The organism is Lentzea waywayandensis, assembly GCF_900115955.1.
GTDB classification, from domain to species: domain Bacteria; phylum Actinomycetota; class Actinomycetes; order Mycobacteriales; family Pseudonocardiaceae; genus Lentzea; species Lentzea waywayandensis.
Genome location: NZ_FOYL01000024.1, coordinates 1 through 14,614, shown reverse-complemented (window position 1 = coordinate 14,614; position 14,614 = coordinate 1). Strand labels below are relative to the sequence as shown.

The window sequence follows — 14,614 nt, the reverse complement described above, 5'->3', positions numbered from 1 at the left end:
CCGAAGAGGAGCGAGTCTGATGGCGACCGAGACGGTCAAACGTCCCCCCAGGGTCGCCGGTCCCGAAATGCCGACCGGGCAGATCGAGCTGCAGGAACCCCCTGTGCTCGCCGAGCCCGCCGCTCTGGACTTCGCGTCCATGATGATGTTCCTGCCCATGGGCCTCGGCTCGATGGTCATGATCCTGGCCTTCTCCGGGGCCGGTGGCAGCTCGCCGATGACGTACGTCATGGGTGGCGGCATGGGCATCGCGATGATCAGCATGGGCTTCGGCCAGATGGGCAGGGGGGCCGGCGACCGCAAGAAGAAGATGGCGGCCGAGCGGCGGGACTACCTGCGCTACATCGGCCAGATGCGCACACGCACCCGTGCCACAGCCGACGAGCAACGGGCTGCGGTGCTGTGGAACAACCCCGCGCCGGGGTGGCTCTGGTACATCGCCAGCGGCTCGCGGCTGTGGGAGCGCAGGGCCAGCCACGAGGACTTCGGCAGGGTGCGGATCGGGCTGGGCACGCAGCAGGCGGCGCTGGAGCTGGTGCCGCCGACCACCAAGCCGATCGAGGACCTCGAACCGCTGTCGGCGATCTCGTTGCGGCGATTCAGTGAGACCTACCGGACGGTGGCCGGCATTCCGATCGCGGTCGGGTTGCGCAGCTTCACGAGCGTCGAGTTCGCCGGTGAGATCGGCAAGGCGCTCGCACTGGCGCGTGCGATGCTCGCGCAGCTCGTCACGTTCCACGCCCCTGAAGAACTGCGGATCGCTGTGCTCACCTCGGAGGAGACCCGGTCCGAGTGGGACTGGATCAAGTGGATGCCGCACACCGCGCACCCGACGGCGCGCGACGACGCCGGTCCCATCCGGATGCTCGCGTGCGACCACGACGAGCTGATGGACATGCTGGGCAAGGAGGTCACCGACCGCAGCCCGCACGACAAGGCGGCGGCACCCAGCAACTCCGAGCCGCTCGTTGTGGTGGTCGCCCACCTGGCGACCGTGCCCGAGTCCTCGCGCCTCTTCGACGTCGGTCTGCGCAACGTCGTGCTGCTCGACATCACCGGCATGCTGCCCGGTGGCGAGAAGGTGCTGCGCCTCACCGCCGTCGAGGACAGGATCGAGTTCCCGTCCGGTGACGGCACCGGTATCGCGTCGCGCGACGAGCTGAGTCTGGTCGAGTCCGAGGTGCTCGCGCGGACCCTCGCGCCCAAGCGCACCAGCGGTCACGTCGAGCTGATCGAGCGGTCGCTGGAGTCCGACTTCGAGCTGACCACGTTGCTCGGCATTCGCGACGTCAACACGTTCGACATCAACCACCAGTGGCGGCCCCGCAACGCCCAGCGCGCCCGCATGTCCGTGCCGATCGGAGTCACGGAGGAGGGCGAGGTCGTCGAGCTCGACCTCAAGGAGTCGGCGCAGGGCGGCATGGGTCCGCACGGTCTCGTCATCGGTGCCACCGGCTCCGGCAAGAGCGAGCTGCTGCGGACCCTGGTGCTAGGGCTCGCGGCGACGCACTCCTCTGAGATCCTCAACCTGGTGCTGGTCGACTTCAAGGGTGGCGCGACGTTCCTCGGCATGGACCGGCTGCCGCACACCTCCGCGGTGATCACCAACCTGGCGGACGAGCTGCCATTGGTCGACCGCATGCAGGACTCGCTCAACGGCGAGATGATCCGGCGCCAGGAACTGTTGCGCGTCAGTGGTTATCCGTCGTTGTTCGAGTACGAGAAGGCCCGGGCGGCAGGCGAGCCGCTCGCGCCGTTCCCCACGCTGCTGCTGGTGGTGGACGAGTTCTCCGAACTGCTGGCCAGCAAGCCGGAGTTCATGGACTTGTTCGTCTCGGTCGGCCGCCTGGGCCGAAGCCTCGGCGTGCACCTTCTGCTTGCCTCGCAACGACTTGACGAGGGTCGCATCAACCGCGTCGAGGGCCACCTCTCGTACCGGATCGCGCTGCGCACGTTCTCCTCTATGGAGTCCCGCAGCGTCATCGGTGTCGCGAACGCCTACGAGCTGCCGTCCGAGCCGGGCAACGGTTACCTCAAGATCGACCAGACGAACCTGGTGCGTTTCAAGGGCGCCTACGTCTCAGGTCCGGCGCCGGTGCCGACGACCGAGGCCGCCGTCGAGGAGAAGGCGGCCCAGGAGATCGTGCCCTTCGCCACGCACGCCCGGCCGCTGCGCCGACTCATCGTGTTGGACGAGGAGGAGAAGGCGGAGGAGACCGAGGCCGAAACGGTCGCGCAGGCCAGCACGGTCAGCCTCGCCGACGCGTTCATCGGCCGGCTCCAGGGTGCCGGACCCGCCGCGCGTCAGGTGTGGCTGCCGCCGCTCGCCGAGTCGCCGAGCCTGGACTCGTTGCTGCCCAGCGTGTTGCCGGACCAGTTCCGCGGCATGAACGTCGAGGACCCGACCATGCAGGGCAAGCTGCGGGCGCCGCTGGGCATGATCGACCGCCCGTACGAGCAGGTGCGCGAGCTGATGGTCGCCGACCTGTCCGGTGCGGACGGTCACGTTGCCGTGGTCGGCGCCCCGCAGTCGGGCAAGTCGACCCTGCTGCGCACTTTGGTGCTGTCACTGGCGATGACGCACACGCCGTCGGAGGTCCAGTTCTACGGCCTCGACTTCGGCGGTGGCGGCATCATGTCGATCGCGGGGCTGCCGCACGTCGGCTCTATCGCGACCCGCCTGGAGCATGACCGGGTGGTCCGCACCATCGCGCAACTGCTGCTGCTGATCGAGACCCGCGAGAACGAGTTCACCAGCCGTGGCCTCGAATCCATGGCTGCGTACCGGGAAATGCGGCGCAACGGCCAGATCACCGACCCGTACGGCGACGTGTTCCTGATCGTCGACGGCTGGTACACGATCAAGCAGGACTACGCCGACCTGGAGCCGCGGATCAACGAGCTCGCGGTGCGCGGTCTCTCGTTCGGCATCCACGTGGTGATCGGCGCGAACCGCTGGTCGGAGATCCGGCCCGCGTTGCGCGACGTCATCGGCAGCAAGTTCGAGCTGCGGCTCGGTGACCCGATGGAGTCCGAGGTCGGGTCCCGCAAGGCGCAGACCGTTCCCTCGCAGCCTGGCCGCGGCCTTACCCCGGCGGGCATGCACTTCCTGTCCGGTCTGCCTCGCATGGACCACAGCTCGGACACGGAGTCCATGGCGTCGGCCACGAAGTCGCTCGCCGAGGAGGTCGCGACGTTCTGGCCAGGCCAACCGGCCCCGCCGGTGCGGATGCTCCCGCCCCTGCTGTCCGTCGCGGACCTGCCGCGGGCGGAGGGCGATCTCCGGATCGCGATCGGCCTGGACGAGGAGCGGCTGGAACCGGTCTGGCACGACTTCGAGCAGAACTCGCACCTGCTGGTGTTCGGCGACAGCGAGACCGGCAAGACCAACGCGCTGCGCATGGTGCTGCAGTCGATCAAGTCGCGCTACTCGCCCGACCAGGCGAAGATCCTGCTCGGCGATCCCAACCGGCAGCTCGACACGTTCGTGCCGGAGGCGTACCGGGTCGGCTACGCGATCACCGGCGACACGTTGAAGGACCTGGTGGGCAAGGCCGCGGTGTCGATGTCGCGCCGGGTTCCCGGTGAGGACGTCAGCTCCGACCGGCTGCGCAGGCGCGACTGGTGGGACGGGCCGCAGTTCTTCCTCGTCGTCGACGACTACGAGCTGTTCGGTATGGGCATGGGCTCCCCGCTCGACGCCCTGCTGCCCATGCTCGCCCAGGGTGTCTACATCGGACTGCACGTCATCATCGCCCGCAGCACGTCCGGCGCGATGCGGGCGCTCAGCGATCCGGTGATCCGCCGCATGTGGGAACTCGGTACGCCCGGCATCGTCTTCTCCTACCCCAAGGAGGAGGGCAAGTTCCTCGGCGAGGCGATGCCGCGCAAATTGCCGGCGGGCCGCGCGCAGTTGGTGAACCGCAAGGGCATCCGGCTCGTGCAAACAGGGTACGTGGAGATTCCGGTCGCGTCGGCGGCAGGTGGTGCGAGATGGCAGTGACCGAGATCGAGACGACCAACAGCAACATGAGCAATAGGAAGCAGTCATGACGAGTGCACAGGCTGAGCTCTGCCGCATCACCGTGTTCGGCCCGGCTGGCCGGGCCGATCTGGCCGTGCCCGTCTCGATCCCGCTCGCGGGTCTGCTTCCGGTGCTGCTCAAGCACACCACCGATCCGAACGACCACGTCGTCGCGGGCGTCGAGGTCACCGGTGAGCGGTCCTGGGTGCTGCAGCGACTGGGCGAGCCGCCGCTCGACCCCGAGGGCACCCCAGAGAGTCTGGAGTGGCTGGAGGGCGAGACGTTCTACGTTCGTCCGGCCGCGAACCCGTTGCCGGAGCTGGCCTTCGACGACATCTCCGACGGCATGGCGGTAGCGCTGGGCCGGCAGAAGGATCGCTGGAAGCCGGAGTTCAGCCGGTGGTTGTTTCTCACGCTCGGCGTCACAGCGACCGCCGTGATGGCCGCGCTGGCCGCCGGCGCGGGGTCGACGCTCACTGCGGCGCTCACGTCGGCGGTCATCGGCCTGCTGCTCGCCGGTGCGGCCGTCCCGGTGTCCAGCAAGATCGAGGACCAGCCGCTGGCGCTGCTGTTCGCGGTGCCGGGCCTCGTACACCTCGCTCTCGCCGGGGCCTTCTCGGCGGATGGGGTCGAAGCGGCGTTCGACCTCAACGCGAGCTCGGTCGCGTTGGGCGGGCTCACGCTGGCGGTCGCGTCGGTCGCGCTGTTCGGTGCTTCGACGCTGTGGGCGCCCAAGCTGCCGGTGGTGCCGCTGGGCGTGCTGATGGGCGCGGGCCTCGTCGCGTTCCTCGGCATGCGCGTCTACCTCGACATGGAGCTGGCACCCGAGACCGCCGCGGGCCTGTACTCGGTGGTCGCGCTGGCGGTGCTGATCGGCGTGCCGAAGCTGGTGATCCGGATGGCGCGGTTGCGCGGGCCGCAGCTGCCGCGCACGGCCGATGAGCTGAACTCCGACATCGACCCGCTCGACGTCGAGATGATCATCGAGCGCACCAGGTACGCGGACCGCTACCTGACCTCGTTCATGGTCACCGCGGCGCTCGTCTTCAGCTTCAGCTACTCGGTACTGTTCGAGGCGGAGGGCTGGGCGCCGACAACGCTCGGGATCCTGGTCCTCGTCTCCGCGCTCGTGCGTTCCAGCGGTTTCCTCAACGCCTGGCAGCGGATCGCTCTCGTCATCGCCGGTGTGGTGGGCTGCGTCAAGCTGCTGATCGCGTTCGGTGACGGCCTGACGTTCGGGTGGCGCGTCGTCGTGCTCTCGGTCGTGGTGGTCACGTTGATCGCACTCGTGCTGGCCGTGCTGCGCCCGCCGACGCGGCGCCTCGTGCCGCTCTGGGTGCAGCGCGCGAACTGGATCGAGTGGCTGGTGGCCGCAGCCACGATTCCGGTGCTGCTGCAGATCCTGGGCGTCTACGCCTGGGCCCGCGGATTGGCCGGGTGACCTCTCGTGCAGACGCAGAAGGACCACGTCCACGCATACCAGTTCCTGCTGCAGCGGATGACGACCGCGCTGACAGTCGGCGATCCGACCATGATGGAGCCGCCCACCAGGCGCGGCCGTTCGGGTCTGCTCACCGGCACCGTCATCGCGTTGCTGATCGTGATCGGGTTCGGCGTCTACGGGCTGATCGTGCCCGGCGGCAACACGGCGTGGCGGCAGAAGGGCGCCATCCTCGTCGAGAAGGAGTCCGGCACCCGGTACGTCTACGTCAACGGCGCGCTGATGGCAACGCCGAACCTGGCGTCGGCCATGCTGATCCAGGGGCCTGGCAACAAGGTCACCACGATCTCGCGCAAGTCGCTGGAGGGTCTGTCGCGCGGGCCGCAGATGGGGATTGCAGGCGCTCCGGACACCGTGCCGACGCCACAGGATCTGGTACCGGCGTCGTGGCTGCTGTGTCCGACTGCGCCCGTCGAGGGCGGCAAGCCCGGTGTGAACGTGAACTTCGACCCCGGCGAGAAGTCCGAGTGGATGCCGGACGACCGGTACGCGGTCGTGCAATCCGCCGCCGGCACGCTCTGGGTGATCTGGAAGGATCAGAAGCACCAGGTCCCGGACGCAAACTCGTTGGTCGTCTTCGGTCTGGCTTCCACGCCGGCACCGCGCGTGCCCGACTTGTGGCTCAACATCATCCCGACCGGTACGCCGCTCAAGTCAGCGGTCATCCCGGACGCCGGGAAGGCCGGGCTGGCCGTAGCCGGTCGCCCACACAAGATCGGTGATCTCTTCACGCACGACCCTGGCAACGGCACCGAGCAGCGCTACGTGTTGGTGGACAAAGGACTTGCACCCGTGTCGGCGACCGAGTTCGCGCTGTTGAGGGCTCAGCCGGGCAAGTCTCCAGTGGAGATCAACGCGCAGCAGATCCTCACCGCGCCGTTCTCCGCGGACCAGTCGATGCTCACGCGCCTGCCCGACGTGGTGGTCAAGAAGCCGCTCGATGAGTCGATCGGCCATCCGTGCCTCAAACAGGAGGGCAGGGGCGCAGACGTCGTCAGCTACATGGTGACCGTGCCGGGCGCGCACAAGTGGCCCGCCGGTGTCTGGGTGCCGACCAACCGCGGCATCTTGGTGGCGGAGCTGCCGATTCCGAACGGCCAGAAGGGGCCTGACCGCTACTTGATCACCGAACGCGGGAAGCGCTACCTCGTTCCCGACGACAACTCGATCCAGGCGCTCGGTCTGGGGGGTGTGCAGCCTGTTCCGATGCGCAGCGAAGTGCTGTCCACGATCCCGGCTGGGCCTGCCTTGACACGCAACTCCGTGGTCGTTGAACAGGGAGGATGACATGGCGATCATGACCCGCGACCGAGAGACCGACGGGGGTGAGTTCGGGCTGGCCAAGCACACCATCGGCAACGCTCTCGTGGTCTACCCGGTGGGCAACATGACCAAGGCGGCGCAGAACCTGGCGCTCAACGTCGCGGCGGACACCGAGAACGACCTCGTCGTGGTCGATCTACCGGTGAGCTCACCGATTTGGATGTGGGAGTCGGTCGCACAGGTGCTGCCGAAGCGACGGCGCGGTGTGCGCCTCGTGATCGGTGGGCGCTCGCGCGAAACGACCGCACTCGCGGGCCATTGGCTGGCCGAGCGGTTGAAGCGCACCGTGCTGGTTCCGGACGGCCTTTTGCTGTGTGGCGCGGGTGGGACTTTGTTCGTCCACTCGGGACCGAGCAGCGGCTGGGTGCGGTGCAGCCCCGGCAAACCGCCTCGCCTGGAGGCGAAGCGCTTCCCCCGCCCGCAGTGGGACGCGGCGCTGATGTCGGAGAACTTCCTGACCAGCGCGCGCGGTGTCGCCGAGCAGTTGCCCAGCGGCATCTGGATCCGGCCGATCGGAGACGACCCGCAGCTGCGTGCCAACCGGCTGCGTCTGATCGAGACCATGCCGTGCCAGCCTGACCTGATCAGCGTGGTGCTCGGCAGCCCCGGTGGTGTGCCGCTCAGTGAGAATGACGTCGCCCTGATGTGGCGCGAACTTCCGGAGCACCTGCACGATCGCGTGCGGTTCGTCCAATATGGACCGATGTCCGTGCCGCGCGGTGAGCTGGGCCAGACGCTCGCTGACGCGTTGGGACGCGAGATCATCTTCTTCGCGGGCATGCCCATCGGTCCCGCGGTCGCGCCGGAGATCTTCACCGTGCGCCAGGACGGCACCCTCGGCTGGCACGCGTTCGCCCGCGAGTTGAAGTACCAGCCGCGTTCCTCGGAAGCCGAGATGCCCAAGGTCCCCACCGTGGTAACGCACCGAGCCCCGTTCCCCGGCGTCCGCGAGGTCTCACGCGGCATCTACTGGTATTCGGTCGACGCGGTCGTGGAGGTCGTCCAGTCCGGCCTGCTCGTCCGCCCGCCCGCCGCGACCACGAACGTCGAGGCGATCCAGGCCATCCCGACCGACCCTGCGACCCACAACCTGATGTACGAGGCTGAGACCGAGGCCGACCTCGCGCGCATGGAGCACCTCGCGAGCGAGCTCTCGCAGCGCCTCGGCAACTCGGTGCGCCCGATGTCGCGCGTCTTGCACGCCCGATCTCTGCTGAACACCCAAGCTCGGCCCTTCTCGCAGGTGGCTGCCGGGTTCGCGGACACCTTGAGCTCCGCCGGGATCTTCGACCAGAGTGAGGAAGCGTCGATCGCCGCGCTGCCGGCGTCAGTGGAGATGACTACCGTGATTCGCGCGGTGTCGGGTCCCTATGCCGAGTCGGTCGGTGTTGAGGCCGTCGGGCCGGAGCGGGACCGTGCTCAGGCTTCTGGTTCGGTGGGCGCGCTCTCGCCGGATGTTGTTGCCGCGTCGGATGTCTTCGCTGTGCCGGAGGTCGCACGGGCGGAGATCGCATCTGGCATCGTTTCCACTCGACTGGACCTCTCCAGGCCGGGCGTCGTCGCCGCGCGGCTGGACGCCGTGTCGCCGACCGTCGTCTCCCCTCAGGTGGACCTCTCGCCCCCGGTCGCGTCGTACGCTGCGGTGGCACCGCCCGTCATCGAGTCGGCTCCGCTCGTGTTCGACGCGCCGGTGCAGCCCGCCGGTCTCGGGGTGGGACCGGTCGCGGTCTCTCCGGCCCAGGCCGCGCCCACACAGCCCGCAGCCGAGCCGATGCTTGAGGCAGAGCCGGCACGACAGCCCGAGGCGGAGCCCGCACCCGAGCCATTGGCCGTGGCGGAGCCGGCACCACAGCCCGCAGCCGAGGTGACGCTCCCAGCACAGCCCGTCGCTCAATCCAAGCCCGCCGTGGCGGACATCGCGCGGCTGCAGCCCGTTCCCGCGCCCGAGGCGACCGGCCTCCTGCCCAAGCGCGGCATCGCAGACGAGCGTGCCTGGCTGCGCCGCACACTGGCCGCGGAGTTCGGTGTGCTGTCGAACTCGGTCGCCCGCATCCTCTCCGAACACCCCGGCTTTCAGGGCGCTCTTTCGGCCTCGTCCAGCGAGGTGCTCACCGACGCGGTCGCCGTGCAGCTCTACCTGACCGACCGTGGCAAGGCCGTCGACGACGCGCTGCGCACCGCCGCCGTCGGGCCACACGTGCCGTTCGCGCGCTGCGTCGTGTCCGGGTTGAGCAGGCTGCCGTCGCACCGCGGGCCGGCGGTGTTCGGCGCCTCGCCCACGCCCGGTGAGTGGGATCTCTACCGCGAGCACAAGTTGTTGACGGAGTGGGGTTTCCTGCACGCGCTCACCGGGCTTCCCGCTGATCAGACGAGCGAGGTCGACGTGCTCGTGTGGTCGATGACCGCGCGGCGCACGAAGCTCCTCGAAGGCCAGAGCGGCGTGAAGGAACGCGTGTTGTTCGTGCCAGGCACCAGTTTCAAGGTGCTGGAGATGACCGAACCGCAGGCAGACGGCGCGCGTGGCCAGATCCTGCTGCGCGAGTTGACCGCGGTCGAGATCGACGCGGACGGCCGGGTCGACCCGAACCGGATCTCGCTCGACGAGCTTGCGCTGAACTCGTTGCGCAGGCAGGCGGAGCAGTGGGCGGGCGGCGCCCAGCAGGTCGAGGTGGACCCCGCCGCGGCTGACCGTTTCGGCGCATTGCCCGGCTTGGCATGAGGATTGGTGAACCGATGAACCGACAGCTGCTCCGCGTCGCGGGAGATACGCCGGGCGCGTTCCCGTCCATCGGCGCCGCGCTCGGAAGCGCGCTCCCCGGCGCCATGATCTCGATCGCGCCCGGCCGGTACGAGGAAAACCTGGTCGTCAGCAAGCTCGTGACGCTCCACGCCGAGAACGGCTCCGGCACCGTGGAGATCATCGCGAAGCAGGGCAGCGTGCTCGTCGCGAGCGCGGAAGCTGTGCAGCTCAACGGGTTGACGCTGCGGTGCGAGGACTCGCAGCTGGCCGGGGTCGACGTCGTGCGCGGCGAGGTGGCGTTCGACGGCTGTGATCTCGGCGGCTCGGCCTGGACGACGATGTACGCACGGGGCACTGGTGCGATCGCGTTGCGAGGGTGCAAGGTGACCAGCGCGGCCGGGGCGGGCATCGTGACGTCATCCCCGTCGGTCAGCACGATCGAGGACACCCAGATCATCGACGTCGGCTCGTCCGCGGTGGTCGCGACCGAACACGGGTCCGTGGTGCTGCGCCGCTGTGTGATCACCCGGCCGCAGGGCAACGGGCTCTGTGTCAACGGTGCCGGCACGATCCAGGCCGAGCGGTGCGAGATCACGGGAGCGGTCAAGCCCGCCATCGTGGCCGAGCAGCAGGGCAGCCTGAAGCTCTCGCAGCTCACCGTCACCGGCAGCGAGAACGTCGATCTGTACCTGATGAGCAAGGGGCGGATGTCCATTTCGGATTCGAAGTTCGACGGTGCGGCAGTGCAGTCCGCGCACATCGCGGGCGCCTCGGAGCCGGTGTTCACCGGGTGCACCTTCACCGGCGTCGGCCGCACCGCGATCCAGGTCAACGGTGCTTCGTCACCCAAGTTCACCGACTGTCAGGTCGGCGAATCGCCGGTCGGCATCGCCGTCGACGAGGGCAGCTCGCCCGAGTTCGACCGGGTCAAGCTGAACGGTATCGCGCAGATCGCCGTCCATGTCGGAACAGAGTCGAAGGCGGTGTTCTCGGGGCTGCGGATGGGTTTCAGCACCGGGCGCGGTCTGGTGGTCGTGGGCAAGAGCGTGATCCGGTTGTCCGACATCGAGCTTGACGTGGCGGCCGAGACGGCGCTCGAGGCATCCGACGGGTCCACTGTGGATGCATCGGATCTGCGGATCCAGTCGACCGCGGAGTCCGCGATCCTGTTCGATGGCGGCGTGAAGGCCACCTTGACATCGCTGCTGGTGCGCGGTGGCGGATTGCGGGCGTCGGACACGCAGATCTCCATGCAGGACAGCGAGTTCGTCGGCTCCCGTTCGCACGGCCTCGACCTGCGGTCGGGTGCCGCGTCGACGATCACGCGGTGCCGCGTGCTGTCGTCGAAGGGCACCGGCGTGAGCTTCTCGTCCGGCGCGGGCGGTACGCTGACCGAGTGCGAGGTGGTCGGCAGCGCGGAGGACGGCATCCGGCTGGACACCGCGGAACCGGTGCTGCTGAGCCGTTGCGTGGTGCGGGAAAGCCGCGGGGTCGACGTGCGGCGGTTCGGCGACGACCGCGTGACGATCGAGGAACCCGTTGGAGTTCGAGCGGAACGGTCCAGACCGGCTTCGGTGGCCGCCACCGTGGCGGCGCGGACCGACCGTGAGGCCGTCGCGCCGACACCGGTGCAGGAGACCCTTTCGGACGTACCGCTGTCGGGACCGCTGGCCGAACTGGAGACCCTCGTCGGGTTGAGCGGGGTCAAGCGCGAAGTCACCGGGCTGATCAATCTCATCAAGATGTCCCAGGTACGCAAGGAGATGGGGCTCCCGATGCCCCCGATGTCGCGGCACCTGGTCTTCGCAGGCCCTCCGGGTACCGGTAAGACCACAGTCGCCCGGCTCTACGGCACGGTCCTCGCCGAGCTCGGGGTGCTGGAGAAGGGCCACATGGTCGAGGTCGCGCGCGCCGACCTCGTCGGGCAGTACATCGGTTCCACGGCCATCAAGACCACCGAGGTGGTCACGAAGGCCATCGGTGGCGTCCTTTTCATCGATGAGGCGTACACGTTGTCCGCGCAGACGGGCGGGTCGGGTCCGGACTTCGGCCAGGAGGCCATCGACGCGCTGATGAAGATCATGGAGGACCAGCGCGAGTCGATCGTGGTGATCGTCGCCGGGTACTCCGAGCTGATGGAGCGTTTCCTGGAGTCAAACCCTGGTTTGGCGTCCAGGTTCACCCGCACGATCGAGTTTCCGAACTACAGCGTCGACGAGCTGGTCACGATCACGCTCGGCTTGTGCCGCAAGCACTACTACGAGATGACCGAAGACGGTCTGCAGGCGCTCACCGAGTACTTCGAGCGGGTGCCGAAGAACGCCACGTTCGGTAACGGTCGTGTGGCGCGAAAGCTGTTCGAGGCGATGGTCAACAACCAGGCGTCTCGACTGGCCACCGCGCCGCCGTCGAAGGACTCGGAGATGAACCGTCTCACCGCGGACGACCTCCAGTCCGAGATCGACGTGCTGCAGACGGTCGCCGAGAGCGCTCCCGCAAGCCGTGACGACACGCTCGATCCCTCTGCGGCAGTGCAGGGGAGCGCCAGTTGGAAACGCTTCCACTCGATGATCGGGCAGGCGAGCATCCGGGAAGCCGCAGGCGCGAATCTGGTGCGCCTGGCCACGATGAAGCGCGGCAACCAAGCGTTGGGCAACGCGGCCAACGTCGTGATCGGTGGCAAGCGTGGCAGCGGTCGCGGCGAGATCGCCAGACTGTACGCGCAGGCGTTGTCCGAACTTCAGCTGGTTCGGGTCGGGCACCTGGTCCGCAGATCCGTCGCCTCCGACCTGCTGTCGCACTGGCCGGGGCAGGCGGAAAGCCTGGTGCGCACGGCTTTCGAGGACGCAGCGGGCGGTGTGCTCGTGGTCGATCTCGACGGTGACCTGGACCCTGAGCACGCTCTGGAGGTCGTCGAGACGATGACCGGCCGGATGTTGCGCGGGGCCGCAGATCCGGTCGTCGTCGTGCTCGGCGAGCACGCCCGGCTGGTGCCGCTGTTCCAACAGGTGCCCACGCTGGCCGACTGCTTCCTGGAAGGCTGGGACCTCGCGCCGTACTCAGTGGGCGAACTCGCCGCGCTGGCGGTGCGCGAGCTTGTTCGCCGTGGCCACGAGGTGCCTGACGAGGTGCGCGACGCCGTTGCCGAGCGTCTGTCCGGCATCACCGACCGAGAGACCGTCTACCCGGCACACAAGCTGGCCCGCAGGCTGGCTCGCACGGCAGCGTCCCGCACGTTGGCCGTCGCGGACCTGCCTCCGGCGGCAGTGAGCACGGCGGAAACCGGGCTGGGGCTGGCCTCCGTGGGCTGACCTGTTGAGACCGAACGGCCGTGGTTGTGCAACCTCCGTGCCCAAACGGGCACGGAGGTCAGCCCGGAATACGCCAAGGTGAGCGCAGTCACTTGCTGTACGTCTAGACCATCTTCTTTACTCGCTGACATCTACTTCTGTTCGTCCGGTGAGGTGAGCTCATGTCGTCGTCTTTGCAGGATCAGCTCGAGCAGACCCTTGCCGAGTACCGGCAGAAGCGTGCGGACCTGCAGCAGATGCAGGAGAAGATGGCTGAGATGTCGTCGACCGCGTCCGCGCCGCGCAAAGTCGTGACGGCGACCGTGGACACGCACGGCCAGATCACCGGCATCGCGTTCCCCACCAACGCCTACAAGAACATGGCACCAGCGGAACTCGCGAAGGTCGTGCGCGAAACCGTCCGCAAGGCGCAGACGATGGCGCGCGAGCAGCTGGTCGAACTGATGGAGCCGATGATGCCGGCGGGCATGTCGATGCGCGGCAAGGAGCCGGGCAAGCTCGACATCGACCGCCTTTTCCCGGAGAACCCGGAGGACGGGGTCTTCTTCCGCGGGCTGGACGAGGTATAGGAGAACACCGATGCCTTCGAGTGATGTCAACTGGGCCAGCGTTGCCGGCCTTCGTGCCGCCGCGACCAGGCTCGCGGAAGAGGCCGGCCGGTTCAACGATGTCGTCTCCCGCCTCTACGCCAAGGTCAACAGCACCGTAGTCAACCCGGAGACCTTCGGTGACGACAAGGGTGGTCGTGAGTTCTTCGCCAAGTGGGACCAGGACTTCCGTCAGTGGGACGAGGGCGTCCGCGCGGTCAGCGGCAGCGTCAGGGCAACCGCGGACGGCGTGGACGGAATGGCCGACGCCGTGGACAAGACCGACAAGGTCACCACGACGATGGCGGGTGACCTCGACAAGGTCACCAGCCCCGGCTCCAGCCCTGGTTTGAACGGCATCCCGCCGCTACCGCCGCCGCCCCTCCCCGGCGGTGCCGGCGGCGGAGGCGGGAGTACCGGCGGTCATTTCGGTCGTCGTTAGAGCGGAAAGTGTTGGTGTGATGATCAGCTTGGGAACCCGGTCGGGGACTTCGGTCCTGGTCGGGTTCCTGCTGCGTTGACCGGGGGACGGGTATATGGCTGTCCACGGCAATATGTTTGTGCCTCCGGAGTTGAATTGGGTTTTCATCATTCTTGCGGGTGGTGATTGGCCGCCTGGTCGTGAGGGTGAGATCTGGCAGATCCATGAGGCGTTGCTGGAGGCCGGTGACGATCTCGATGGTGTTGTCGATGGTCTTGTGCTGGCGTTGCAGGAGGTGATGAATCACGTCGATCCGACTGTGGGTCGTGCTTTTTGGCGTTATGGGGAGAAGCTGGCGGAGCAGCCGGCGTTTTATGCGCGGGGTGCGCGTGATCTGGCGGAGTTGGCGCGTGGTTATTCGCTGAACGTGCAGGGTGCGAAGATCTCGATGATCGTGCAGATGATTTTCGCGGCGACGGAGATCATCCGGATGTGGGTGGATCCGTTCGAGTGGCCGTTGATCGGTCCGTTCATCGGGATGATGCAGGGTGTCGTCAAGTTGATCTTTCAGCAGTTCACGGCGTGGGTGGCGCGTGCTCTGCAGATCGTGGTGCATGCGGGTTCGACGTTCCTGGGCAAGACGGTCGACGACATCACGGTGAGCGTGGTGACGGTCGGTATCGCGAAGATCGTCAAGGAGATGGTGC

Annotated in this window: 8 protein-coding genes; all 8 read left to right on the top strand. The window is 67.8% G+C overall.

Annotated features, from left to right (window positions below; all coding sequences use genetic code 11):
- Window positions 1-19: 19 nt before the first annotated feature.
- On the top strand, window positions 20-4,003 hold the full coding sequence (gene eccCa / locus BM417_RS45185; RefSeq protein ID WP_093606291.1) for a type VII secretion protein EccCa: 3,984 nt from the start codon (window positions 20-22) through the stop codon (window positions 4,001-4,003).
- Window positions 4,004-4,049: 46 nt separating this feature from the next.
- Window positions 4,050-5,465: a type VII secretion integral membrane protein EccD gene (gene eccD, locus BM417_RS45180; RefSeq protein WP_093606290.1), complete on the top strand. Its 1,416-nt coding sequence runs from the start codon at window positions 4,050-4,052 to the stop codon at window positions 5,463-5,465.
- Between the two features lie 6 nt (window positions 5,466-5,471).
- On the top strand, window positions 5,472-6,812 hold the full coding sequence (gene eccB, locus BM417_RS45175) for a type VII secretion protein EccB (RefSeq protein WP_093606289.1): 1,341 nt from the start codon (window positions 5,472-5,474) through the stop codon (window positions 6,810-6,812).
- Between the two features lies 1 nt (window position 6,813).
- Window positions 6,814-9,567 (top strand): hypothetical protein, encoded by a 2,754-nt coding sequence (locus BM417_RS45170; protein ID WP_093606288.1) that lies wholly within the window; start codon window positions 6,814-6,816, stop codon window positions 9,565-9,567.
- Between the two features lie 14 nt (window positions 9,568-9,581).
- Window positions 9,582-12,899, top strand: coding sequence for a right-handed parallel beta-helix repeat-containing protein (locus BM417_RS45165; protein WP_093606287.1), 3,318 nt, complete (start codon window positions 9,582-9,584; stop codon window positions 12,897-12,899).
- Window positions 12,900-13,060: 161 nt separating this feature from the next.
- The gene (locus tag BM417_RS45160; protein ID WP_093606286.1) at window positions 13,061-13,468 is read left to right on the top strand and encodes a YbaB/EbfC family nucleoid-associated protein; all 408 of its coding nucleotides are present in this window, start codon (window positions 13,061-13,063) and stop codon (window positions 13,466-13,468) included.
- Window positions 13,469-13,478: 10 nt separating this feature from the next.
- A complete protein-coding gene (locus BM417_RS45155) occupies window positions 13,479-13,928 on the top strand; it encodes a WXG100 family type VII secretion target (protein WP_093606285.1) in 450 nt (149 codons plus the stop codon).
- Window positions 13,929-14,022: 94 nt separating this feature from the next.
- The coding region (locus BM417_RS47385; RefSeq protein WP_143139098.1) for a WXG100-like domain-containing protein at window positions 14,023-14,614 on the top strand (592 nt) is incomplete at its 3' end.

Bases quoted from the DNA above. Each gene is read 5' to 3' on its own strand.
- eccCa (WP_093606291.1), top strand. From the start codon at position 20: ATGGCGACCGAGACGGTCAAACGTCCCCCCAGGGTCGCCGGTCCCGAA.
- eccD (WP_093606290.1), top strand. From the start codon at position 4,050: ATGACGAGTGCACAGGCTGAGCTCTGCCGCATCACCGTGTTCGGCCCG.
- BM417_RS45170 (WP_093606288.1), top strand. From the start codon at position 6,814: ATGGCGATCATGACCCGCGACCGAGAGACCGACGGGGGTGAGTTCGGG.
- BM417_RS45165 (WP_093606287.1), top strand. From the start codon at position 9,582: ATGAACCGACAGCTGCTCCGCGTCGCGGGAGATACGCCGGGCGCGTTC.
- BM417_RS45160 (WP_093606286.1), top strand. From the start codon at position 13,061: ATGTCGTCGTCTTTGCAGGATCAGCTCGAGCAGACCCTTGCCGAGTAC.
- BM417_RS45155 (WP_093606285.1), top strand. From the start codon at position 13,479: ATGCCTTCGAGTGATGTCAACTGGGCCAGCGTTGCCGGCCTTCGTGCC.